The following is a 23,524-nucleotide window of genomic DNA, read 5'->3' on the forward strand; positions in this document are numbered from 1 at the left end:
CTGCGCCTCCTGGCGCTCAGCGAGTCGCCGATGAAACCGGCGGTGAGGAGTGCCAACGCGAGGATCAGCGGAGGCGCGCCGCCCTCCCAGGCGCTCGCGACGCCGAGCAGTGAGGCGCAGAGGCAGAGCAGCGCAGCGCCTCCGAGGAAGTGGAGGGGGCGGCGGCCACGGCGCTGGAGCAGGACCGACGCCTCGACGGGCCGCAGCAGACGGTAACTCCCGGGATGCGCTGCGACGGTGGCCGATTCCCAACCCTGTGGGAACTGCGGGGATTTGCTTTCCTCGGTCCAGCCGCGCAGATAGCGGCCGTCGCCCAACTCCAGGAGAGCGGGCGCGGAGTTGCCCTGTACGGCGGCTTCGAGCCGGCCGGACGGCGCCCAGTGCAGCAGCCCCTGCTGTCCCCGCAGCGCGGTGCCCAGGAGCTCGCCGTCCACCGGCCCGTCGAGGAACAAGCTGCGCTCTCCATCCGCGGCGGACAGTCGCAGCGACGGGACGAGCTGCGGAATGCGTGCGCCGACCAGCCGCTTGGACGGTCGTTTGCCCGATTTCTGGAAGTCGTACGACTCGTGCACGTCGATGTAGTGCGGTCTGTGCACGGCTGCGCTCCAGCCGGTGATCTGCACAGGGAGTTGTCTGGCCGCGCCCTCCCTGACCGCCGAGAGGGCGCGGCGTGTGGTGGCCACTCCCGTGTCCTCGATGACTGCGCGGTGGACGAACGGCCAGAGCGCGAAGGTGCCCACCAGATACGCCCCGGTGAGCAGTCCGGCTTCCGGTTCGGGTGCGGGGGCCCCGTCGACCGAGGCGAACGCCGACTCGACGGCGAGCGAGACGGCGATGCAGGCGGCGCTGAAGGCGAGAGTGGCGAACAGGCTGCGCCACAGGATCGGCCAGCGTCCCGAGAGGTGCAGATGGCGTACGGGGTGGGGTGCCGGCACGTACGGCCCGGCGAGCGTCGCGGCGAGGGAGGCGCGGTCTCCGTGCGCCCGCCAGGCGAAGCCGGCCAGCGTCACCGCGACGCAGGCGAGCAGGTCCCACCGCGGCGCGGGGGCCGACATTCGCAGCAGCAGGATCGCGATGGCTCCCAGGAGCCCCGTCCACACGAGTGCGTTGCCCGGCAGCCGCCGGGCGGTCTCGTCGCTCATTCTCCGCTCTCTTGCTGCTCTCTCGCTCGGGCGCTCGCCGGGGCAACGGCCATGCTAACCGGCTGCTGTCGGCCGCGGCTTCGGTGGACTCCCGTAGGCGCGGGCTGTTGCCCGGGCCCGGGCTTCGTGATGTGGGGGGGCCCGGACGCGGGCGGTTGCGTGAGGCGGGTCAGCCGAGTTCGGCCAGCTCCTGTGCGGTGCGGTGCGGGCCTGGACGGCGGTGACCATGCGCAGTTACGACCGCCAGTCGCGTTCCTCCTCGGATGTCAGCCAGTCGACGGGCGGAGCGTCCTCGTTCGTTGACATGCAACCGAGCTGGAGTCGCGGTGCGCGTCCGTCTTCCCTCCCGTTCCCTCCCGCGTGAGGCTTTTGGCTTCATTGGACGGGTGGGATGATCCCTTCGGGGTGCGGGCGCAGTGTTCCGGGCCCCGGGGGCGAAGGGGGAGCACGGTGCAGGCGCTGAGGAGCGTCGATCCGCAACGGATCGGTCCGTACAGGCTGTTGGCGCGGCTCGGCGAGGGCGGGATGGGAACGGTCTACCTCGCTCAGGGCGCCCGGGGGCAGCGGGTGGCGCTGAAGGCCATCCGCGCGGACGCGTCGCGGGAGGACGGTTTCCGGGCACGGTTCGTCCGGGAGATCGAACATGCGGGACGTGTCGAGTCGCGGTGGACGGCGCGGGTTCTCGATTCGGAGCCGGGTGCCGACGGGTGCGAGCCGTGGGTGGCCACGGAGTTCGTGCCCGGCCCCTCGTTGCAGGAACTCGTCGCGGGCCAGGGCCCGTTGCCCGTGCGCAGTGCCGCTGCTCTGGGTGCGGGGCTGGCGCGGGCGCTGGACGCGGTCCACGGGGCGGGGCTGGTGCACCGGGACCTCAAACCGTCGAACGTGATGATGGGCGTCGACGGCCCGCGACTGGTCGACTTCGGTGTCGCGCGGCTGGTGGACGCCTCCACCACCGGCGGCCTCACGCGTACGGGCGCCTCGGTCGGCTCGCCCGGCTACATGTCGCCCGAGCAGGTGCTCGGCAGGCATGTGACCGCCGCGACGGACGTGTTCTGCCTGGGCGGAGTGCTCGTCTTCGCGACCACCGGTCGGCTGCCCTTCCCGGTCGACGACACCGCCAACCAGTACGCGTTGATGTTCGCGGTGGTTCAGGATGATCCCGAACTGAGCGACGTACCGCAGGAGTTGCGCGCGCTGGTGACCGCCTGCCTGGCGAAGGACGCCGCCGAGCGCCCCGAAGTCGCGGCGCTCGTCACGGAATTGACGGAGCACGCCGGCAACGGGGGCGGAACGAGCGCGAATTCGGAGCCCTGGCTGCCCGCGAGGGCCCTGGTCGAGGTGGCGAGGATCGCGCAGTACGCGGTGACCCGGGGAGTCTGGCGCGCCGACGAGTCGGCCTCCGAAGGAGGCCCCGGAGGAGGCCCGGAAGGCGGCCCCGGAGGAGTCCCCGAGGACAGCCCGGCGAGCGGTGGGCCGGCCGGTGCGTCGGACGAAGGGCCCGTCGGCGTACGGGTCGGAGACTCGGTCGACGTCCCGCAGGGGCACCGGGGAGGTGCCCGCAGGCCCGGGCCGGACGACGGCCCGGCCGGTCCCGACGGTCCCGACGACCCGGCCGGTCCCGACGGGCCCGCCCCGACGGACTCCCGGGCGGCGGACGAGACCGTCGCACCGCAACCGCCCCCGCCCACCCGGGTGGTGACCGGCGCGCCCGCCCGTCCGTCGCAGTCGCCACCGCCTTCGCGGCAGCCCGTGTCGCACCGTCAGCGCCGACAGGACGCACCGCCCCCGCCAGCGTCACGTCCGCAGCCGGCCGCGCAGTCGCAGCCGGCCGCGCAGCAGCCTCCGCCGGCCGCGTCGGTGCCGGCGGACCACGTCGTACGGGCGGGGGCCCACTACGTTGCGCCGCCCACCGGCGTGCACCGGGCGGTGCCGTCCGGCTGGGGCGGGACGCGGCCGTCGGTGCGGTCGCCGCACGCCTGGGCCACCGCGCTGTACTGGGTGATCGGCCTCTACGCCGCGTTGAAGTGCGGGATCGTGCTCGCCTTCGCCGGCCACTCGAGCGAGATATCGCAGTGGAAGGAGAAGAACTGGGCCGACTGGGAGCAGATCGACACGGTGCTGGGCAGCGTCGGTCTGCTGATGGGCCTGGACTCGCTGATGCTCCTGGTCTTCTTCGCGCTGCTGGTCACCTGGTTCTGGCATGTGCGGAGCAACGCGGAGGCGTTCAGGCCGGGGGAGTGCCGCTATTCGACGGGTATGGCGGTCGGCGGCTGGTTCATTCCGCTCGCCTTCTGGGTGCTTCCGTACCAGATCGCCCGCGATGTCTGGCACGCCTCGCTGCGGTGGGGGCCCGATCACGAGGCGACGCTGCGCAGTTGGAGCGCCGGACACGAGTGGCAGGGCCAGGTGCTGCTGCGCTGGTGGTGGGTGATGTACGTGGTCAGCGGAGTCGCCGGGCTCGCTCTCTACGGGGTCGTCGCGGCGATGGAGGGTGCGCCGGACCGGGAGGCCAATCTCATCGACTTCGATCTGATGATCTCGATGGCCGACTGGGCGATCGTGCTCAACCTGCTCTGGCTTCCCCTGCTGATCCTGTCGATCGTGGTCGTTCGCCGGCTCACCGAGTTGCAGGGCCACCGGGCCTGGGAGCTGCGGGAGGGGCGGTGAGGCGCGGCCCTGCCGGCTGAGGCGGGTCCGCCGCGAGTGCGCGGGTCCGGCTGCACGGCCGCGCGGCGCACCCGAACCGGCGCCGCAGTTGCGAGCGCAGCCGGCTGATGCGAGAGCCGCCGCACGCAGCGAGAGCACCGGGGCGAGAAGCCGCGTCCATCAAAAGAACAAGCACGCTTGATTGTTTCTCCTCCGGCTGTCACTCTGGCCGGGCGTCCACCGAGGAGGAACCGACGTGCTGCGTATCGGCAACGCTTCCGGGTTCTACGGCGACCGCTTCGACGCGATGCGCGAGATGCTCGAAGGCGGCCCGCTCGATGTGCTGACCGGGGACTATCTGGCCGAGCTGACCATGCTCATCCTCGGCCGCGACCGGCTGAAGGATCCGGAGCGCGGATACGCGCGCACCTTCGTCCGGCAGTTGGAAGAGACGTTGGTGCTCGCCCGCGAGCGGGACGTCAAGCTGGTCACCAACGCCGGTGGGCTCAACCCGGCCGGTCTCGTCGAGGCGGTCCGCGCGCTTGCCGAGCGCCTCGGGGTGCCGGTCCGCATCGCCCAAGTCGAGGGTGACGATCTGGTCCAACGAGGTTGGGGCAAAGGCGTGTTGACCGCCAACGCCTACCTCGGCGGCGCCGGAGTGACCGCCGCGCTGCGGGCGGGCGCCGACATCGTCGTGACCGGCCGGATCACCGACGCCGCCATGGTGACGGGCGCGGCGGCGGCCCATCACGGCTGGGAGCTTGGCGACTGGGACGAGCTGGCCGGGGCAACCGTCGCCGGCCACGTGCTGGAGTGCGGCACCCAGGCCACCGGCGGCAACTACGCGTTCTTCACCGACCTGGACAGCGCCGAGAGGCCGCTCGCGGCGCGCCGGCTCGGCTTCCCGCTCGCCGAGATCCACGCGGACGGCAGCAGCGTCATCACCAAGCATCCGGGCACCGGCGGCGCCGTCACCACCGGCACGGTCACCGCCCAACTCCTCTACGAGACCGGGCCCGTTCGCTATCTCGGCCCCGATGTCACCACCCGGCTGGATACCGTGCGCCTCAGCGAGGACGGGCCCGACCGGGTCCGTGTCGACGGGGTGCGCGGCGAGCCGCCGCCGCCGACGCTCAAGGTCGGCCTCACCGCGCTCGGCGGCCACCGCAACGAGGTGACCTTCGTGCTGACCGGCCTGGACATCGAGGAGAAGGCGGCCTGGCTGAAATCGCAGGTGGCCGCCGAGTTGCGCGGGCGGGAGCCGGCCGAGCTGCGCTGGACCCTGGCGCGTACGGACCACCGCGACGCCGCGGTGCAGGAGGAGGCCGCGGCGCTGCTGCGGCTGGTGGTGCGGGACGCCGATGCGGAGCGGGTCGGCCGTGCGGTCAGCGGTGCGGCGATCGAGCTTGCGCTCGGCAGTGTGCCGGGCTTCCACGTCACCGCGCCGCCGGGCCGGGCGAGCCCGTACGGGGTGTTCCGCAGCGCACAGGTGCCGGTCGAGGAGGTGCCGCACACGGTCGTGCTCCCGGACGGGACGCGGCAGTCGGCGCCGCTGCCGCCCGTCACCGGCGAACCGCGTGAGGTGCCCGTTGCGGCGCTGCCGGCGCCGCTGCCGGACAGTCCCTGCCGTCGGGCGCCGCTCGGCCGGGTCGTCGGCGCGCGCTCCGGCGACAAGGGCGGGGACGCCAACGTCGGCCTCTGGGCGCGCGACGACGCCGGCTGGCGTTGGCTCGCAAACACTCTGACGGTCGAGCGGCTGCGTCAACTCCTGCCGGAGACGGCGGAGTTGGAGGTCGTACGCCATGTACTGCCCAATCTGCGCGCGCTGAACTTCACCGTCGCGGGGCTGCTGGGGGAGGGCGTCGCCGCACAGGCCCGCTTCGACCCGCAGGCCAAAGCCCTCGGCGAATGGCTGCGCGCCCGTGAACTGGACATCCCGGAGGTGCTGTTGTGACCGTGCTGGCATCCGCGCTGGACCCGGCCGACCCGGAGTACGGCGCCCACCGCGAGACCATGCTCGTACGCCTCGCCGAGCTGGACGCCGAGCACGCCAAGGCGCTGGCGGGCGGCGGCGAGAAGTACGTCAAGCGCCACCGGGAGCGCGGCAAGCTGCCGGTCCGGGAGCGCATCGAGCTGCTGCTCGACCCCGACACCCCCTTCCTGGAACTGTCGCCGCTGGCCGGTTGGGGCAGCGACTACACCGTCGGCGCCTCGCTGGTCACCGGTATCGGGGTGGTGGAGGGTGTCGAATGCCTGATCACTGCCAACGACCCGACGGTGCGCGGCGGCGCCAGCAACCCGTGGACGCTGAAGAAGGCGCTGCGGGCGAACGAGATCGCGCACGCCAACCGGTTGCCGTGCATCAGCCTCGTCGAGTCCGGTGGCGCCGATCTGCCCAGCCAGAAGGAGATCTTCATCCCTGGCGGCGCGCTCTTCCGGGACCTCACCCGACTCTCCGCCGCCGGCATCCCCACCGTCGCCGTCGTCTTCGGCAACTCCACCGCCGGCGGCGCGTACATCCCGGGGATGTCCGACCACGTGATCATGGTCAAGGAGCGTTCCAAGGTCTTCCTCGGGGGCCCGCCGCTGGTGCGGATGGCGACCGGCGAGGAGGCCGACGACGAGGAGCTGGGCGGCGCCGACATGCACGCCCGCACCTCGGGGCTGGCCGACCACTTCGCGCAGGACGAGCCGGACGCCCTGCACCGCGCCCGGCGCGTCGTCGCACGCCTCAACTGGCGCAAGGCGCACCACGATCCGCCCGTCGCCGAGCCGCCGAAGCACGACGAGGAGGAGCTGCTCGGCATCGTGCCCGGCGATCTCCGTACGCCCTTCGACCCGCGCGAGGTGATCGCGCGGATCGTGGACGGCTCGGACTTCGACGAGTTCAAGGCGAGGTACGGCTCGTCCCTGGTCACCGGGTGGGCGCAGCTGCACGGCTACCCGATCGGCATCCTCGCCAACGCCCGCGGGGTGCTCTTCAGCGAGGAGTCGCAGAAGGCCACCCAGTTCATCCAACTGGCCAACCAGCGCGACATTCCGCTGCTCTTCCTGCACAACACCACCGGCTACATGGTCGGCACCGAGTACGAGCAGGGCGGCATCGTCAAACACGGTTCGATGATGATCAACGCCGTCTCCAACTCCCGGGTACCGCACCTGTCCGTGCTGATGGGCGCCTCCTACGGCGCGGGCCACTACGGCATGTGCGGTCGGGCCTACGACCCCCGCTTCCTCTTCGCCTGGCCGAGCGCCAAGTCCGCGGTGATGGGCCCCCAGCAGCTTGCCGGAGTGCTGTCGATCGTGATGCGCGAGTCGGCCGCGGCCAAGGGACAGCCGTACGACGAGGAGGCCGACGCGGGGCTGCGCGCGATGGTCGAGCAGCAGATCGAGTCCGAGTCGCTGCCGCACTTCCTCTCCGGCCGGCTCTACGACGACGGGGTCATCGACCCGCGCGACACCAGGACCGTTCTCGGTATCTGCCTCTCCGCGATCCACACCACCGAAGTACGCGGTGTGCGGGGCGGTTTCGGCGTCTTCCGGATGTGAGGGGCAGCAGCAGTGAGCACATCTTCGATCCAGTGCCTCCTCGTCGCCAACCGCGGCGAGATCGCCCGGCGGGTCTTCCGCACCTGCCGTGAGCTGGGCATCGCCACCGTCGCTGTGCACTCAGACGCCGACGCCCGGGCCGCGCACACTCTGGAGGCCGACGCCGCCGTGCGGCTGGCCGGGGACGCCCCCGCCGACACGTACCTGCGCGGCGACCTGCTGGTGCGGGCGGCGCTGACGGCCGGAGCCGACGCCGTGCACCCCGGCTACGGCTTCCTCTCCGAGAGCGCCGACTTCGCCGAACAGGTGCGGGAGGCAGGGCTGTTGTGGGTCGGCCCGCCGCCGTCGGCGATCCGGGCGATGGCCGTCAAGACCCGTGCCAAGGAGCTGATGCGCACCGCCGACGTACCGCTGCTGGAACCGCTGGACCCGGCCGCCGTCACCGAGCGGGACTTTCCGCTGCTGGTGAAGGCGGCGGCCGGCGGCGGTGGTCGCGGGATGCGCGCGGTGTACGAACCTCCCGCTCTGGACGGCGAGTTGAGGGCCGCCGCGCAGGAGGCGGCGGCGGCGTTCGGAGACGGCGAGATCTTCCTGGAGCCGCTGGTCGAGCGCGGACGTCACGTCGAGGTGCAGATCCTCGCCGACGCGCACGGCACCGTCTGGGCGCTGGGCACCCGGGACTGCTCGGTGCAGCGCAGGCATCAGAAGGTCGTCGAGGAGGCGCCCGCCCCCGGGCTGGAGCCGGAGCTGCGCGAGCAGTTGCACGCCGCCGCCGTACGGGCCGCCCGGGCGGTCGGGTACACCGGAGCCGGCACCGTGGAGTTCCTGCTCGCGCCGGACGGACGGCCGTACTTCCTGGAGATGAACACCCGCCTCCAGGTGGAGCACCCGGTCACCGAGGCGGTCCACGACGTCGACCTGGTCGCCCTCCAACTCGCCGTCGCGGAGGGGCAGTCGCTGCCCGCGCAACCGCCACCGCCCACCGGTCACGCCGTGGAAGCACGGCTCTACGCCGAGGACCCGGCCCGTGACTGGCAGCCGGGCGTGGGCACGGTGCACCGCTTCGAACTGCCCCGACTGCCGGGACTGCGGGTGGACTCGGCGGTGGTCGACGGCGACACCGTGACCCCGTACTACGACCCGATGCTCGCCAAGGTGATCGCCTTCGCGCCGACCCGGGAGGCCGCGGTGCGCAAGCTGGCGGGTGCGCTGGTCGCGGCCCGGGTCCACGGGACCGTCACCAACCGGGAGTTGCTCGTCGCGACGCTGCGACACCCGGAGTTCCTCGCCGGAGCACCGGACACCGGCTTCTACGACCGCCATCTCACGGCGCTGCTCCGCGCTCCGGGTGAGCGCGCAGCACACGGCGAAGTCGGCGCGGAGACCGCCGCGTTGGCGCTGGCGGTGGCGGACGCACAGGGCCGTTCCCGCTTCGGCACCGCTGTCCCGGCCGGTGCCGGTGCCGGTGCCGGTGCGGTGGCGGGCATGGGTTGCGGCTGGCGCAATGTGCGGGCGCAGCCGCAGCGGCGCACCTACCGGCTCCGCCCGGACGGCGAGGAGTTCGCGGTCGACTACCGGCTGGGCCGGGACGGGCTGCGGGCGCCGGGCCACCCGGGCACGGCGCTGCTGCACGCCGACCGCGACCGGGTCGACCTCGAACTGGGCGGCGTACGGCGACAGTTCACCATCGCCCGGTACGCGGACGGCAGCCGCTGCGTGGACAGCGCACTCGGCTCCTGGACGTTCACCGAGGTCTCCCGTTTCCCCGACGCCGGTGTCCGCACCGAACCGGGTTCGCTGCTGGCGCCGATGCCCGGCACGGTCACCCGGATCGCCGACGGACTCGCCGTGGGTGGGCCGGTGGAGGCGGGCCGACCGCTGCTGTGGCTGGAGGCGATGAAGATGGAGCATCTCGTCGCGGCCCCCGCCACGGGGTCGCTCACCGCGCTGAACGTCGCCGTCGGGGACCAGGTCGAGGTGGGCGCCCTCCTGGCAGTGGTCGGCCCGCCGGCCGGAGCCGACGCCCCCGCACACGACACCCCGGCCCCCGCCGTCCCGGACCGCGCACGCTCCGACCGCGCACGCTCCGACCGCGCGCCCGGCGAGGTGCCGCCCGCGCAGTCACCGCGCCCCTGACCCGTACCGCCCGGTCCACCTTCCGCCCCGTGCAACCGAGGAGAACCGACGCTGATGGCCACAACTCCCGTATCCGCACACCCACTTCTGGAGACCGACGAGCAGCGCGCACTGCGCGCCGCGGTCGCCGCACTCGGCAACCGCTACGGGCGCGACTACTTCGAGCGCGTCACCCGCGAGGGCGAGCACACCGACGAGCTCTGGAGCGAGGCCGGCGCGCTCGGCTACCTCGGTGTCAATCTGCCCGAGCAGTACGGCGGGGGCGGCCGTGGCATGGTCGAACTCTCGCTCGTACTGGAGGAGTTGGGCGCCGCGGGCTGTCCGCTGTTGATGCTGATCGTCTCCCCGGCGATCTGCGGCACGGTGATCGCCCGCTTCGGTACCGACGAGCAGCGCGAGCGCTGGCTGCCGGGACTGGCCGACGGCAGCCGCAAGATGGCGTTCGGCATCACCGAGCCGGACGCCGGCTCCAACGCGCACCGCATCACCACCACCGCCCGCCGCGACCCGGGCACCGGCGAGTGGCTGCTCACCGGCCGCAAGGTCTTCGTCTCCGGTGTCGACATCGCCGACGCCACCCTGATCGTCGGCCGCACCGAGGACGCCAGGACCGGCAAGCTGAAGGCCTGCCTGTTCGTGGTGGACCGCGACACCCCCGGCTTCCAGTACCGCCACATCCCGATGGAACTCGCGGCCCCCGAGAAGCAGTTCGAGCTGGTGATGGACGAAGTCCGGCTGCCCGCCGACGCGTTGGTGGGCGACAAGGACGCCGGGCTGCTCCAGCTCTTCGCCGGGCTCAACCCCGAGCGCATCATGACCGCCGCCTTCGCGCTCGGCATGGGCCGCTACGCGCTCGGCAGAGCGGTGGAGTACGCACGGGTCCGCACTGTGTGGAAGGAGCCGATCGGCGCCCACCAGGCCGTCGCCCACCCGCTCGCCCAGGCCCACATCGAGCTGGAGAGCGCCGGGTTGCTGACGCTCAAGGCGGCTCTGCTCTACGACGCGGGCGACGACGCGGGCGCCGGCGAGGCGGCCAACATGGCCAAGTACGCCGCCGCCGAGGCCAACGTGAACGCCGTCGACCGGGCAGTGCACACTCTCGGCGGCAACGGCCTCGCCACGGAGTACGGCCTGGCCACGCTCCTCAACGCCGCCAGGGTCGCCCGGATCGCACCGGTCAGCCGCGAGATGATCCTCAACCACGTGTCGCACCAGAGCCTGGGCCTGCCCAAGTCCTACTGACCGCCGCCCGTCCAGCCACCCGGACCGCTCATCCGCACCGGCCGCCGTGCCCCGCTCCACTGCCTGCCCCGCGCGATGCGCCCGGCCCCGTCAACCGCCCCCGAACGAAACGGAGTTGGCCCCCGTCATGCCCGCCCTCGTCCACCGCGCGGACGCGCGCGGTATCCGCACTCTGACGCTGGACTCGCCGAAGAACCGCAACGCGCTCTCCCGCGACCTGATGGAGCAGCTGCACTCCGCGCTGGCGGAGGCGGCCGGCTCCGAGGACGTACGGGCCGTCGTCCTCAGCCACACCGGCAACACCTTCTGCGCGGGTGCCGACCTCACCGACCCCACCTCCACCCCCGAGGCGCTGGTACGGCTGCTGCGGACCATCGTCGAGCTGCCCAAGCCGGTCATCGCCCGGGTCGACGGCCACGCCCGCGGCGGCGGCCTCGGGCTGATCGGCGCCTGCGACATCGCCGTCGGCTCCGTCGCCTCCCGCTTCGCCTTCGGCGAGGTGCGCCTCGGCGTCGCGCCCGCCGTCATCTCGCTCACCCTGCTGCCCCGGCTCGATCCCAGGGCGGCGGCACGCTACTACCTCACCGGGGAGGTGTTCGACGTCGCGGAGGCCCACCGCATCGGTCTGCTCAGCGATGTGCACGCCGAGGTCGACACCCTGCTCGAAGGCGTCACCGGCGCGCTGCGCCGCTGCGCGCCGCAAGCGCTGGCGGAGGCGAAACGCCTGGTCACCGCAGAGGTGCTGGCCGCCTTCGACCGCGATGCGGATAGTCTCGTCGCACTGTCCTCGCGGCTCTTCGCCTCCGACGAGGCCCGCGAGGGCATGACGGCCTTCCTCGAACGACGGGACCCACCATGGGCGCGGTGACACCTCCCAAACAGGACCGCAGCCGCCTCACCCGGCAGCGGCTGCTGGAGTCCGCCGTGACCTGCCTGGCCGAGCGCGGCTGGTCGGGCAGCACGGTGAGCGTGGTCGCCGAGCACGCCGGAGTCTCCCGCGGAGCCGCCCAGCACCACTTCCCCACCCGGGAGGACCTCTTCACCGGTGCGGTGGAGTATGTGGCCGAGCAACGCTCGCTCGTGCTGCGGGAGTTGCCGCGTCCCGCCTCCGTCGCGGAGGCCGTCGAGGCGATCGTCGGACTCTTCACCGGACCGCTGTTCCGCGCCGCCCTCCATCTGTGGGTCGCGGCTTCGCACGAGCCCCAACTCGGCCCGAGGGTCACCGATCTGGAGGCCCGCATCGGCCGGGAGACCCACCGGATGGCCGTCGCCCTGCTCGACGCGGACGAGAGCGTGCCCGGTGTACGGGAGTCCGTGCAGGGCCTGTTGGACATGGCGCGCGGGCTCGGCCTGGCCAATCTCCTCACCGACGACTCCACCCGCCGCGCACGCGTCGTCGACCAGTGGGCCGTACTGCTGGAGGAGGCCGTGCGCAGGCCGGGTGGTCGCAGGCCGGGTGGTCGGGGGCAGCCCGCCCCGGAAACCCGCGACGCCCGCCGCCGGACCGGGAAGAGGTCCTGACGACGGGCGCCACGCGTGTGCGCCGCTCGGCGGCTCAGCGGACCAGCTCGTCGTACCCGCCGATGGTGCGCGGGGATCGAGTGCCGGGACCGACGTAGCGGGCGGCGGGGCGCACCAGCCGGCCGGTGCGCTTCTGCTCCAGGATGTGTGCCGACCAGCCCGCGGTGCGCGCGCAGGAGAACATCGAGGTGAACATCTGCGCCGGGACCTCGGCGAAGTCCAGCACGATCGCCGCCCAGAACTCCACGTTCGTCGCCAGCACCCGGTCCGGACGCCGTGCCTGCAACTCGGAGAGCGCGGCCTGCTCCAGCGCCGCCGCGACCTCGTAGCGCGGTGCGCCCAGCTCCTTGGCGGTACGCCGCAGCACCCGGGCCCGCGGGTCCTCCGCACGGTAGACGCGGTGGCCGAAGCCCATCAGCCGCTCGCCCCGGTCGAGCTGCTGTTTGACGTACGCCTCGGCGTCGCCGGTGCGCTCGATCTCCTCGATCATGCCCAGCACCCGGGAGGGCGCGCCGCCGTGCAGCGGCCCGGACATCGCGCCCACCGCGCCCGAGAGCGCCGCGGCCACGTCCGCGCCCGTGGAGGCGATCACCCGGCCGGTGAAGGTGGAGGCGTTCATCCCGTGCTCGGCCGCCGAGGTCCAGTAGGCGTCGACCGCCGCCACGTGCCGGGGGTCCGGCTCCCCGCGCCAGCGCCTCATGAAGCGCTCGACCACGGTGTCCGCCTTGTCGATCTCGCGCTGCGGCACCATCGGCCGGCCGGCTCCGCGCGCCGACTGCGCGACATAGCTCAGCGCCATCACCGCGGCCCTGGCCAGATCGTCCCTGGCCTGTTCGGCGTCGATGTCCAGCAGGGGCCGCAGACCCCACACCGGGGCGAGCATGGCCAGCGCCGACTGCACGTCGACCCGTACATCGCCGGAGTGCACCGGGATCGGGAACGGCTCGGCGGGCGGCAGTCCCGGGTCGAAGCTCCCGTCCACCAGCAGGCCCCACACATTGCCGAAGGAGACGTGCCCGACCAGGTCCTCGATGTCGACGCCCCGGTAGCGGAGCGCGCCGCCCTCCTTGTCCGGTTCGGCGATCTCCGTCTCGAACGCGACGACTCCTTCGAGCCCGGGTACGAAGTCGGACATCAGGCAGCTCCTTGTGACGGCGGTTCCCACGGCCGGCGCGGAAACGGGCTTATGGGTCGAGCGGCGATCGGACGCGAGGCACCACGGGTACTCGGTTCTGCGGACTGGCTCCTTCGGTCGGTTCCGGCCGGCCCGGGTCTCTCGGCGTCGGCGGGAGCGCGCACGACGTTGCGTGCTGTACGACTCCCACAGCTCTCGTGTCCGTGATTTTGGCGCCTTCGTCACATGCGGGGAAGCGTGAGAAGCGGCACAGTACGGGGTTCTTCGACGGCTGGTGTACGGCGGCGGAAGAGTGGGCAGACTCAGCGTCCGCCAGCTCCGGCGATGCTGCAAGATATGCCCGTGCCTCCTCGTGACGTGAACCCCGCCGACCCCGCCGCAAGCCCCGCCGACGGCTCCGCCGTCCGGCCCGCAGCCGCCTCCGCCGTCGAGGACCCCGACCGGGACGCCTCCGCCGTCGCCGCCCGTCGGGCGCTCGACCCGGCCGCCATGCGTGCCCGCTACCGTGCGGCCGGACTCGCCGAGGCCGACCTCGACGAGGATCCGATCGAGCAGTTCGGCCGCTGGTTCGGACAGGCCGCCGAAAGCGGTCTGCACGAGGCGAACGCCATGGTGCTCTCCACCGCCGACGAGCAGGGCCGCCCCAGCTCCCGCACGGTGCTGCTCAAGCAGTACGGCGGCGACGGCTTCGTCTTCTTCACCAACTACGGCTCCCGCAAGGGCCGTGAGCTGGCCGCGAACCCGTACGTCTCACTGCTCTTCCCGTGGCACCCGGTGGCACGCCAGGTGATCGTCGAGGGCCGCGCCGAACGCGTCGGCCGAGCGGAGACCACCGCCTACTTCCGCACCAGGCCGCACGGGTCACAGCTCGGCTGCTGGGCGAGCGAACAGTCCTCCACCGTGGCCTCGCGGCAGCAACTGGACGAGCTGTACGCGGAGTTGGCCGCCCGCTACCCGGAGGGCGAGGACGTGCCGGTGCCTCCGCAGTGGGGCGGAGTACGGGTCGTGCCGCACGCGGTGGAGTTCTGGCAGGGCCGGGAGAACCGGCTGCACGACCGGCTGCGCTACCGGCGCACCGCGGGCGGATGGAACGTCGAGCGCCTGTGCCCATGAGCCCGGGCCTGAGCCCGGCCGCCCTGCGGACGCGTACGGGCCGTGCGGCGCTGCGGAGGCGTACGGGCCGTGCGGCGCCGCCCCGGGCCGGCGCTTCCCGGCCGTACCGGCGGGTACCGCACCCGCTTCTGACTTGTGGCGCGCGCGGCGCAACCTCGCCGACCCCGCCGACGTCTACCGGTCCGTCGGACGGCCTCGTGGCCGCGGCCGGGTGACCAGGACTCTCGGGTGACCAGGAACACCGGTACCGGGTGTCGACGGTGAAGGGCGGGGGAGCGGGCGCGCGGAGCGCTGCCGGCGAGACAGTGACGACCAGGCCCGAGCAGACCCAGCAGACCGACCGCGGTCGCGGGCCCGAGCACGCCCGCCCCCGGCCGTCCGCCGACGAGCACCAACCCGAAGGCGGCCGGCCCCCCGGCCGCGGCCGGGAGGCGGACGTCGAGCGGGAGGCGGACGTCGAGCGGGAGTTCGCGCGTCGGGTGAGCGCCGGGCGCCGGCGCATCGAGCTGGTGCTGCTCGTGCTCGCCGTCGCCCTCGCGGCCGGCGGCCACGCCGGTGCCGGCCTCGCGCTGGAGGGCCGGCTGCCGTCCGGGTACCTCCCGTACGTCCTCGGCCTCTCGACGCTCGTGTTCCTCGCCCACCTCGCGGTGCGGCGTTTCGCCCGGTACGCCGATCCGCTGCTGCTGCCGCTGGCAGCCCTGCTCAGCGGGCTCGGGCTGCTGTTGCTCTCCCGGCTCGACCACTCCTACGTGCGCGAGTACGGCGGCGAAGAGGTCGCCGCCGGCCAGGCGCTCTGGTCGGCTGTCGGTGCTGTGGGGCTCGTACTGCTGCTCGCGGTCGTCCGCCACCACCGGGTGCTCCAGCGCTACCCCTACCTCGGGATGTCGGTGGCGCTGGTGCTGCTGATGGCGCCGGCCTTCTTCTCCGGCGACCGGTACGGCGCCAAGCGCTGGATCTTCGTGGGTCCGCTCTCCCTCCAGCCGGGCGAGTTCGTGAAGATCATGATCGTGATCTTCTTCGCCGCGTACCTCACGGCGAACCGCGACGCTCTCGCCCTCGCCGGCCACCGGGCGTTCGGCGTGACGCTGCCGCGCGGGCGCAACGCCGGCCCGGTCGTGGTGGTGTGGGTGCTCAGCCTGCTGGTCCTGGTCTTCGAACGCGATCTGGGCACCTCGCTGATCTTCTTCGGCGTCTTCGTCGCGATGCTCTACATGGCGACGCACCGCACCAGCTGGGTGCTCTTCGGAGTGGCGATGGCGGCGGTCGGCGCCTTCGTCGTCGGTTCGTTGGAGCCGCACGTCAAGGGCCGGGTGACGGCCTGGCTCAACCCGCTGGCGATATACCTGCCGCCGGACGAGCGGCCCGCCGGGATCGTCTCCGACCAGCCCGCACAGGCCCTGTTCAGCTTCGCCACCGGCGGACTGACCGGCACCGGCCTCGGCGAGGGGCAGCCGTGGCTGATCAGGTTCGCCGGGCGCAGCGACTTCATCCTCACCACCGTGGGTGAGGAGTTGGGGCTGCTCGGTGTGACGCTGGTGCTGCTGCTGTACGCGCTGCTGGTCGAGCGCGGGCTGCGTACGGCCCTGGTGGCGAGGGACCCGTTCGGCAAGCTGCTTGCCTTCGGGCTCTCGGTGACCCTGGCCCTCCAGGTCTTCGTGGTGGTGGGAGGGGTGACCGGGCTGGTGCCGCTGACCGGCAAGGCACTGCCCTTCCTTGCGCAGGGAGGATCCTCCGCGGTCGCCAACTGGCTGCTGGTGGCGCTGCTGATCAGGGTCAGCAACAGTGCCGCGGAAGCCGCACTGCGCCGCCCCGGAACGAGCAGGGCCGGACCGGATGCGGCGGAAACGCGTGGTACCGAAAAGGGCTGAAAACCGAGGGACTGCACGAGGGCAGCAGACGACCCGCGGGCCACTCCCCGCGCTCCGGACGGATCCGGGCTGCGGGGGCCGGTCGGACCTGCCGACGGCACCGCGGGTCGGGTGACTGCTCTGAATTGGCCGGAAGGGGCTCCGACCTGCGCTGTGCGCGACTTCGGCCCCTAGGCCGCAGCCACCTCACGCGTCCGGTTCTTCATCACTCCGGAACCACCTCCCTTCTCGTGTACCCATCACGCTAGACCCGTGAAATCCCGCCCGGCAACAGGATTTCGGGGGTGCAACAATTTGGTCGAAGGCGATGTGTCCTGAGTCACTTTCGCGTTGAATGATCGAGTGCGTGAAGGACGGTCGCAGTCCACGGGGAGAGGCGCACGGTGCGTACCGGCCGTACGACGACGTACGGCCACTTCGAGCGGGGGTGCCAGCCATGGCTGCTCAATCAGATATGTCCGAGACCCAGTCGGGTCCGGCCGGCAAACGGGCGCGCCAGGGCCGCGGCGGACGAGCCCGGGCACGCAGCCGCGCGGAGGCCGGTGAGCTCCCCACCGAGGGCGAGTACACGGCCGGTGACGAGCGCGAGCAGGAGGAGCACGCCAAAGGGGCGGTGCTGCTCGCCGCCCTGCTGGACGGCATGGACGCCGCGCTCTGCGCCTTCGACGCCGAAGGCAACGTCACCCACTGGAACCGCGAGGCCGAGCGCATTCTCGGCTGGACCCCCGAAGAGGCCGTCGGGCGGTGCGGGCTCGGCGGCTGGGCGGTGCTCGGCGCCGACGCCGACGAGGTGGAGTCGCGGCTGCTGTCGGCGATGCACTCCCCGGACCGGCAGGTGCACGAGTTCGCACTGGTCACCAAGGGCGGCGGCCGAGTCCTGGTGCGTACCCAGTCGGCCGGTGTGCGGGACTCGGACGGCGTCCCCGCCGGCGTGTACTGCGCCTTCAGCGAGGTGCACACCCAGATCGACCTGGAGCGCACCCTCGCGCTCAGCGAGGTTCTGCTGGACGACGCGCCCTGGGGCGTGGTGGTCCTGGACGTCGACCTGCGTCCGGCGGTGGTCAACCTGCGGGCCGTGCGGTCGCTGCGGATGAGCCGTTCGGCACTGCTGGGCCGTCCGCTCGGCGAGGTGCTGCGCGCGGGCGCCGAGGAGCTGGAAGCGGCGATCGAGCACGTGATGGCGGACGGGCCGAGCGCCGAACTCGCCGATATGTGGGTCACGTTGCGGACGGCCGCCGGCGAGTCGGGTTCCGGCGGCGCACCGCACTCCCGTCGCTGCTGGCGCAGCGGCTTCCTGCGCCTGGGCTCGCCGCTGGCCGAGCAGCCGGTGCCGCTCGGTGTCGCGTGGATCTTCCAGGACGTCACCGAGAGCAAGCTCGCCGAGCAGCGCGCGTCCCGGTCCCGTTTCCGCGACGCCCAGCTCCAGCGGTCCGCCAGGGCAGCGGCGGAGTGCGAGGACCCGCGCGAGGCAGCCGCGCTCCAACTGGACTTCGCACTCGCCGGCTTCGCCGACCACGCCTTCGTGGACCTGTCCTCCGGCCGCCGGCTGATCCGCGCCGCGCAGAGCCCCGCGCCCGGGGGCGGGCACACCGCTCCGGTGGCCGCGGGCGCGGTCCCCGCCCCCTACGACGACCGCCATCCGGCGTCGCAGTGCCTGGAACGGCGCGGCACCGTGCGCACCAGCGTCGGCGGTGCCGAGGTCGAGGGCTGGGCACAGCACCGTTCCTGGCCCGCCGACGCGGTGCACGGAATGTGCGTTCTGCTCCGCAGCCGGGGCCGGGACCACGGGGTGGTGACGTTTCTGCGCGGAGCTTCGCGCCGGCCGTTCGACCGGCTCGACGCACAGCACGCCGAGGACGTCGCGATCCGGATGGCGGCAGCGCTCGACCTCGCCGCCGCGCTCGACCGGGCGAGGGCGGCCGAGGAGCGCGACCTCTGCTGACCGCGCCCGCGCCCGCGGTGGCGCCCGCGCCCGCGCCCGCGGTGGAGGCCGGGCGGCGTCCGGGCGGCGCGTGCGGGCTGCGCGGCTCTGCGCGGTGCGACTGGACGGCGGCTGCCGGGTCGGCCGATCGCCTTGCGGTGCGCGGGAGTTGAGGCGCGGCGCCGCTGCTGTCAGCGGTCCGGCCGGGGTCAGCGGTAGAAGATGCGGCCCGCGTGCTCGGTCATGACCTTCTCGTTCCACTCGGTACCGCCGTCGACGTTGCCCGAGCGCAGCAGTGGGGGCGGCGTGCCCCGACGGGCGAGCTCGGCGGCGGCGGAGGCGACCGTCGCCTGGAGCAGCGCGCTGAAGACGATCGTGGACGCCGGAGCGAACGGCGCCGGGATTCCGGGTGCGGTGAGCGTCGCGTCACCGACCGGAACGTGGCAGTCCAGCACGAGGTCGCAGTGGTCGGACATGAAGGTGCCGGAGTGGTGGCGCGAGCCGGTGTCCGCGTACGCGCGCGAGGTGACACCGATGACGCGCAGCCCGCGGGCACGTGCGTGCTGGGCCATCTCCACCGGCAGCGCGTTGCGCCCGGACAGCGAGATGATCACCAGCAGATCGCCCTCCCGGGCGGGGCTGGCGTCGAGCACGGTGGTGGCGAGGCCGTCCACCCGCTCCAGCGCGCTGCCGAGAGTGGCGGGTACGACGTCCACGCCGACGGCCCCGGGGACGGCCAGCAGGTTGATCACCGCGAGGCCGCCCGCGCGGTAGACGACGTCCTGGGCCGCGAGCGCCGAGTGGCCGGCGCCGTAGGCGAAGACGCGGTTCTCCGCGGCGATGGTGTCCGCGAGGAGGGCGCCGGCGGCGGAGATCCGCTCGGCCTCCGCATCGCGCACCCGGGTCAGCAGTTCGATGGCCTGGTCGAAGAACCGCTCCGGCAGCTCGTGCTCGCTCATGCGCCGACATTAGTGGTCTGGACCACAGTGGAACAAGGGCGGGAACGGCCGGGAGGGCGGCGGAGATCCGCTCGGCCTCCGCATCGCGCACCCGGGTCAGCAGTTCGATGGCCTGGTCGAAGAACCGCTCCGGCAGCTCGTGCTCGCTCATGCGCCGACATTAGTGGTCTGGACCACAGTGGAACAAGGGCGGGAACGGCCGGGAGGGCGATCTGCTGGTGATCATCTCGCTGTCCGGGCGCAACGCGCTGCCGGTGGAGATGGCCCAGCACTCACGTGCCCGCGGGCACGTGAGTGCTGGGCCATCTCCACCGGCAGCGCGTTGCGCCCGGACAGCGAGATGATCACCAGCAGATCGCCCTCCCGGCCGTTCCCGCCCTTGTTCCACTGTGGTCCAGACCACTAATGTCGGCGCATGAGCGAGCACGAGCTGCCGGAGCGGTTCTTCGACCAGGCCATCGAACTGCTGACCCGGGTGCGCGATGCGGAGGCCTTGCGGGAGCGCTCGACCGCCTCGCTCATCACGTGCTCCCAGCGGCACGCCTCGGCGTGGACCTGCTCCCACTCCAGGCCGATCACGTCCACCAGCAGGCACTCGGCGAGCCGGTGCTTGCGCATGACGCGGGTGGCGAGCACCCGGCGCGGGCGGCCCAGGACGTCGTCTACCGCGGGGGGGGCCTCGCGGTGATCACCCTGCTGGCCGCCCCGGGGGCGGCCAGCAGGGTGATCACCGCGAGGCCGCCCCCGCGGGAGACGACGTCCTGGGCCGCGAGCGCCGAGTGGCCGGCGCCGTAGGCGAAGACGCGGTTCTCCGCGGCGATGGTGTCGCGGCGAGGAGGGGGCAAAAGGCCGTGCGGAGGCCTTGCGGGAGCGCTCGACCGGGAAGTTGGACCTGCCGTGACTCAGTTGTCGGTGGGATGCGTCAGAATTGGGGCAGGGCCACGCCACGAGCTGACGAGGGGCACGAATGTCCGGACTCATCGACACGACGGAGATGTATCTCCGCACCATTCTTGAGCTTGAAGAGGAAGGCGTTGTGCCCATGCGTGCCCGCATCGCGGAACGCCTGGACCAGAGCGGGCCCACGGTGAGCCAGACCGTGGCGCGGATGGAGCGCGACGGGCTGGTGCGGGTCGCCGGCGACCGGCACCTGGAGCTGACCGAGGAGGGCCGGGTGCTCGCCACCCGCGTCATGCGCAAGCACCGGCTCGCCGAGTGCCTGCTGGTGGACGTGATCGGCCTGGAGTGGGAGCAGGTCCACGCCGAGGCGTGCCGCTGGGAGCACGTGATGAGCGAGGCGGTCGAGCGCCGGGTGCTGGAGCTGCTGCGCCACCCGACCGAGTCGCCGTACGGCAACCCCATCCCCGGTCTGGAGGAGCTCGGCGAGCCCGGCGAGGCGGGCCCCTTCCTGGACGAGGCGATGGTCGCGCTCAGCGATCTCGACGCGGGTGCCGACGGCAAGACCGTGGTGGTCCGCAGGATCGGCGAGCCGATCCAGACGGACTCCCAGCTGATGTACACCCTGCGCAGAGCAGGCGTGCAGCCCGGTTCCGTGGTGACCGCGACTCCCGGCTCCGGCGGGGGAGTTCAGGTCGGCAGCGGCGGCGAGAGCGCCGAGTTGAACCCCGAGGTCGCCTCGCACGTCTTCGTCGCCAAGCGCTGAAGCGGGGTCGCGGGTCGCGCACTCCGCGAGAAGTCCGGGCTCCGGTTGCGCGCGCAGGCCGGAGCCCTTCGGCCGGCGCGCGGTGCGCGGTGTCGGCGTTTGGCGGCCTGTGGGCGGGGCGAGTTGTGTTCCCGCGGGCCGGTGGCTGGCGTGCCCGGTGGCCGGGCGAGTGCCGACGGTGTGCGGTCGTGGTCCGGCCCGGTGTGCGGGGGTTCCGGAGCGCGCTGCGGGCTCTGCCCGGTGTGGGTGGGCTCTGTGCGGTGCGTGCGATGTGGCCCGGGGCGGTTCGACGGGGCGGCCCCCGAGGCGCGGACGCGAGGTGCGCGGGGGCATTGTGACGCCCAACGAGCCACTCCCGCCCCGAAGTTGACGTAAAGCTCCCTCTTTCTTCGTCGACCTGTCACCCTGGCGCTGAGAGCTTCGGGTGACGGGAGGCGTCATACGGGAGAGCTCGCGAGCTGTCCGGACGCGAGGCCCCGGCGGTGCTCCGCCGGGGCCTCGCCCCTCCCTGTCGCCTCCCCCGCTCGTACGGCCCGGAACCCCGAGCGTGCCGGGCCGTGGTGCTCCCGAGCGCGACGATTCCTCCCGACTTGTGTGGCGCTCGGCCCCGTTCGATGTCTTTCCCGGTGGTCCGCCACCAACCTCCGGGGGCTGTCACTCGAACGAGGGGTCTCGCCCCGTCGAGCCCTTTGTTCGAATAGAAGTTCGATACCGTGGGTCTGTGACACAGGCACACGAGGTCGACGGAGGAGGGATGGGGGTGTCAGCCAGCATGGTGCGCCGTACGGACGTCCTGGGAGCCGGTGGAGTCCGGCTCGCCGCCTGGGAGTTCGCGGATCCGCCGGCGGGCCGCCGACCGCGCCGGGCCGCTGCCGCGGCCGGCGGGCAGACCGTCGAAGCGGTGCGGACAGCGCTGCCGGGCCAGCGGAGTGCCGCGCCGCGGGTCGCCGAGCGCGAGCCCTCGGTGCTGCTGCTCCACGGGCTGATGGGGCGCGCCTCGCACTGGGCGGACACGGCCCGCTGGCTCTCCGAGCGGTACCGCGCGGTCGCGCTCGACCAGCGCGGCCACGGTCGCAGCGAGAAGCCCTCGGAAGGCCCGTACGACCGCGAGGCGTTCGTCAGCGACGCCGAGGCGGCGCTCGATCAACTCGGCCTGGGGCCGGTGGCGTTGGTCGGCCATGCGATGGGCGCGCTGACGGCCTGGCAGCTCGCGGCCCGCCGTCCCGACCTCGTGCGCGCGGTGGTCATCAGCGATATGCGTGCCTCCGCGCTCGGGGAGCCCTCCCAACGCGCCTGGCGGGACTGGTTCCGGAGCTGGCCGCTGCCCTTCGGCTCGCTCGAAGAGGTGCAGCGCTGGTTCGGCGAGGACGATCCGGTGCTGGAGCGGCCGAGCCCCGCCCGTGGCCGCTTCTACTCCGAGGTGATGGTCGAGCGCTCCGACGGGTGGCGGCCGGTTTTCTCCCGGAGCCAGATGCTGCTCGCCCGCGAGCCCTGGGTGTACGACGCGCACTGGGAGGAGCTGGCCCAGGTCCGCTGCCCGGCGTTGGTGGTGCGCGGTCTGGACGGCGAATTGGGTCGGGCCGAGGCGCAGGAGATGGTCAGGGTGCTGCCCAGGGGCCACTACGCCGAGGTCGATGACGCGGGGCATCTGCTGCACTACGACCACCCGGGGGGCTGGCGAGCGGCGGTCGATCCGTTTCTCCGGGAGGCCCTGCGAGCCCCGTAGTTCGGGGCTACTCCCAGATCGCGGTGTCCGGGTCGACGCCGTGGGCGCGCGCGTTCGCGTCGACGATCTCGCGGAACCAGGCGGCGAGCCCGGAGCGCAGGGCGTCGTAGTGCGCGGAGCAGCCCGGATCTGCTTCGTACATCCGGGCCAGGCAGACCTGCATCTGCCGGCTGAGGGGGAAGTAGGCCGCGAAGACCTCCCGGTGCCGTTCGACGAGCCGGTTCGCCGCCGGGCTGCCGGGTGTTACGCCCGCCTCCATGGCGTCGCCGAGCGCGCGGTCGAGCCGGGCGACCGCATCGGCGACGGCCCGCCACTCCTCCGGCCCGCGCGCTGCCGCGCGTTCCGCGTACTGCTGCCACTGCGCTGTGTCCCCGTAGCGGTGGCGCGCCTGCGCGGGCCACTCCGGATTCCAGTGGGGGCCGAAGACCGCGGTCTGCTGCTCGGCGGTGAGCAGCAGACCGCGTTCATGGGCGTCGATCATGCGGTCGAGCCCGGTGCCCAGCCTCCGCAGACGGTCGATCTTCTCGGTGATCCGGTCGCGTTGGGCGCGCAGTGCGTCGGTGACCCCGGTGGCCGGATCGTCCAGCACCGACCGGATGCGGTCGAGGCCGAGTCCGATCTCGCGGTAGACGACGACGCGGTGCAGCCGTTCCAGATCCTCCGCGGTGTAGAGCCGGTACCCGGCGGCGGTGCGCAACGACGGCCGGGCGAGGCCGATTTCGTCCCAGTGGTGCAGTGCGCGGACGGTCACGTCCAGGTGCGCGGCGACCTGTCCGACGGTCAGCCCGCTCCCGCCGTCGCAGCCGTGCCCGGCGGGTGCGTGCCCGGCGGATGCGTGGGAGTTGCGCTCCCCGGGCACGGTGCCGGGGCGGGAGGCGGGGCCGGAAGCCGGGCCGGGGCGAT

General features: G+C 72.9%; 15 protein-coding genes and 4 pseudogenes. 13 read left to right on the forward strand and 6 right to left on the reverse strand.

The window, feature by feature from the left end:
* Nucleotides 1-1,142 (reverse strand): hypothetical protein (locus JGS22_RS12320; RefSeq protein ID WP_216814958.1); only part of this gene is annotated, 1,142 nt, incomplete at its 3' end.
* A gap of 450 nt (nt 1,143-1,592) precedes the next feature.
* On the opposite strand from JGS22_RS12320, the gene JGS22_RS26820 reads away from it, so the two are divergent.
* The 7 genes and pseudogenes from JGS22_RS26820 to JGS22_RS12355 all read left to right on the forward strand — a co-directional run.
* Nucleotides 1,593-3,809, forward strand: coding sequence for a protein kinase domain-containing protein (locus tag JGS22_RS26820; RefSeq protein ID WP_211040475.1), 2,217 nt, complete (start codon nt 1,593-1,595; stop codon nt 3,807-3,809).
* A 235-nt stretch (nt 3,810-4,044) separates the two neighbouring features.
* Entirely contained in the window at nt 4,045-5,742 is a 1,698-nt protein-coding gene (locus JGS22_RS12330) for an acyclic terpene utilization AtuA family protein (protein ID WP_211040476.1), read from the forward strand.
* Nucleotides 5,739-7,337, forward strand: coding sequence for an acyl-CoA carboxylase subunit beta (locus tag JGS22_RS12335; protein ID WP_211040477.1), 1,599 nt, complete (start codon nt 5,739-5,741; stop codon nt 7,335-7,337). The genes JGS22_RS12330 and JGS22_RS12335 overlap by 4 nt, the downstream gene beginning before the upstream one ends.
* 12 nt (nt 7,338-7,349) lie before the next feature.
* A complete protein-coding gene (locus JGS22_RS12340) occupies nt 7,350-9,473 on the forward strand; it encodes an acetyl/propionyl/methylcrotonyl-CoA carboxylase subunit alpha (protein ID WP_211040478.1) in 2,124 nt (707 codons plus the stop codon).
* 54 nt (nt 9,474-9,527) lie between these two features.
* Nucleotides 9,528-10,715 (forward strand): acyl-CoA dehydrogenase family protein, encoded by a 1,188-nt coding sequence (locus tag JGS22_RS12345; protein ID WP_211040479.1) that lies wholly within the window; start codon nt 9,528-9,530, stop codon nt 10,713-10,715.
* Between the two features lie 127 nt (nt 10,716-10,842).
* Nucleotides 10,843-11,583: an enoyl-CoA hydratase family protein gene (locus tag JGS22_RS12350; protein ID WP_211040480.1), complete on the forward strand. Its 741-nt coding sequence runs from the start codon at nt 10,843-10,845 to the stop codon at nt 11,581-11,583.
* Nucleotides 11,571-12,146: pseudogene (locus JGS22_RS12355) on the forward strand (TetR/AcrR family transcriptional regulator); the annotation flags it as partial. The gene JGS22_RS12350 and the pseudogene JGS22_RS12355, both read left to right, overlap by 13 nt.
* Before the next feature lie 124 nt (nt 12,147-12,270).
* On the opposite strand, the gene JGS22_RS12360 reads toward JGS22_RS12355, so the two are convergent.
* A complete protein-coding gene (locus tag JGS22_RS12360; protein ID WP_211040482.1) occupies nt 12,271-13,371 on the reverse strand; it encodes a citrate synthase 2 in 1,101 nt (366 codons plus the stop codon).
* Nucleotides 13,372-13,860: 489 nt separating this feature from the next.
* Here JGS22_RS12360 and pdxH point away from each other — a divergent pair, with 489 nt between their 5' ends.
* The 3 genes from pdxH (at nt 13,861) to JGS22_RS12375 (ending at nt 18,294) form a co-directional block, all read left to right on the forward strand.
* Entirely contained in the window at nt 13,861-14,484 is a 624-nt protein-coding gene (pdxH, locus tag JGS22_RS12365) for a pyridoxamine 5'-phosphate oxidase (protein ID WP_211040485.1), read from the forward strand.
* A gap of 479 nt (nt 14,485-14,963) precedes the next feature.
* On the forward strand, nt 14,964-16,352 hold the full coding sequence (locus JGS22_RS12370; protein WP_211040486.1) for an FtsW/RodA/SpoVE family cell cycle protein: 1,389 nt from the start codon (nt 14,964-14,966) through the stop codon (nt 16,350-16,352).
* A gap of 436 nt (nt 16,353-16,788) precedes the next feature.
* A complete protein-coding gene (locus JGS22_RS12375; protein WP_236073130.1) occupies nt 16,789-18,294 on the forward strand; it encodes a PAS domain-containing protein in 1,506 nt (501 codons plus the stop codon).
* 188 nt (nt 18,295-18,482) lie between these two features.
* Here JGS22_RS12375 and JGS22_RS12380 read toward each other — a convergent pair whose 3' ends face one another.
* Entirely contained in the window at nt 18,483-19,232 is a 750-nt protein-coding gene (locus tag JGS22_RS12380) for an SIS domain-containing protein (protein WP_211040483.1), read from the reverse strand.
* Nucleotides 19,233-19,432: 200 nt separating this feature from the next.
* Here JGS22_RS12380 and JGS22_RS12385 point away from each other — a divergent pair.
* A pseudogene (locus JGS22_RS12385) lies at nt 19,433-19,520 on the forward strand (SIS domain-containing protein); the annotation flags it as partial.
* 213 nt (nt 19,521-19,733) lie between these two features.
* On the opposite strand, the pseudogene JGS22_RS12395 reads toward JGS22_RS12385, so the two are convergent.
* Together JGS22_RS12395 and JGS22_RS12400 are read right to left on the reverse strand one after the other, a co-directional pair.
* Nucleotides 19,734-19,871: pseudogene (locus JGS22_RS12395) on the reverse strand (iron dependent repressor, metal binding and dimerization domain protein); the annotation flags it as partial.
* 65 nt (nt 19,872-19,936) lie between these two features.
* A pseudogene (locus JGS22_RS12400) lies at nt 19,937-20,059 on the reverse strand (SIS domain-containing protein); the annotation flags it as partial.
* 140 nt (nt 20,060-20,199) lie between these two features.
* On the opposite strand from JGS22_RS12400, the gene JGS22_RS12405 reads away from it, so the two are divergent.
* Nucleotides 20,200-20,895 carry an iron-dependent transcriptional repressor DtxR gene (locus JGS22_RS12405; protein WP_216814960.1) on the forward strand — a complete coding sequence of 232 codons (696 nt, stop codon included), beginning with the start codon at nt 20,200-20,202 and terminating at the stop codon, nt 20,893-20,895.
* A gap of 772 nt (nt 20,896-21,667) precedes the next feature.
* Complete coding sequence (locus JGS22_RS12410) at nt 21,668-22,621, forward strand: alpha/beta fold hydrolase (protein WP_211042652.1); 954 nt, start codon at nt 21,668-21,670, stop codon at nt 22,619-22,621.
* A gap of 7 nt (nt 22,622-22,628) precedes the next feature.
* On the opposite strand, the gene JGS22_RS12415 is transcribed toward JGS22_RS12410, so the two are convergent.
* Nucleotides 22,629-23,405: a MerR family transcriptional regulator gene (locus tag JGS22_RS12415; RefSeq protein ID WP_236073850.1), complete on the reverse strand. Its 777-nt coding sequence runs from the start codon at nt 23,403-23,405 to the stop codon at nt 22,629-22,631.
* Nucleotides 23,406-23,524 lie beyond the last annotated feature (119 nt).

The organism is Streptomyces tardus (genome assembly GCF_018101125.2).
Taxonomy (GTDB): Bacteria; Actinomycetota; Actinomycetes; order Streptomycetales; family Streptomycetaceae; genus Streptomyces; species Streptomyces tardus.

Bases quoted from the DNA above. Each gene is read 5' to 3' on its own strand.
- pdxH (WP_211040485.1), top strand. From the start codon at position 13,861: ATGCGTGCCCGCTACCGTGCGGCCGGACTCGCCGAGGCCGACCTCGAC.
- JGS22_RS12410 (WP_211042652.1), top strand. From the start codon at position 21,668: ATGGTGCGCCGTACGGACGTCCTGGGAGCCGGTGGAGTCCGGCTCGCC.
- JGS22_RS12360 (WP_211040482.1), bottom strand. From the start codon at position 13,371: ATGTCCGACTTCGTACCCGGGCTCGAAGGAGTCGTCGCGTTCGAGACG.
- JGS22_RS12345 (WP_211040479.1), top strand. From the start codon at position 9,528: ATGGCCACAACTCCCGTATCCGCACACCCACTTCTGGAGACCGACGAG.
- JGS22_RS12375 (WP_236073130.1), top strand. From the start codon at position 16,789: ATGGCTGCTCAATCAGATATGTCCGAGACCCAGTCGGGTCCGGCCGGC.
- JGS22_RS12350 (WP_211040480.1), top strand. From the start codon at position 10,843: ATGCCCGCCCTCGTCCACCGCGCGGACGCGCGCGGTATCCGCACTCTG.
- JGS22_RS12405 (WP_216814960.1), top strand. From the start codon at position 20,200: ATGTCCGGACTCATCGACACGACGGAGATGTATCTCCGCACCATTCTT.
- JGS22_RS12380 (WP_211040483.1), bottom strand. From the start codon at position 19,232: ATGAGCGAGCACGAGCTGCCGGAGCGGTTCTTCGACCAGGCCATCGAA.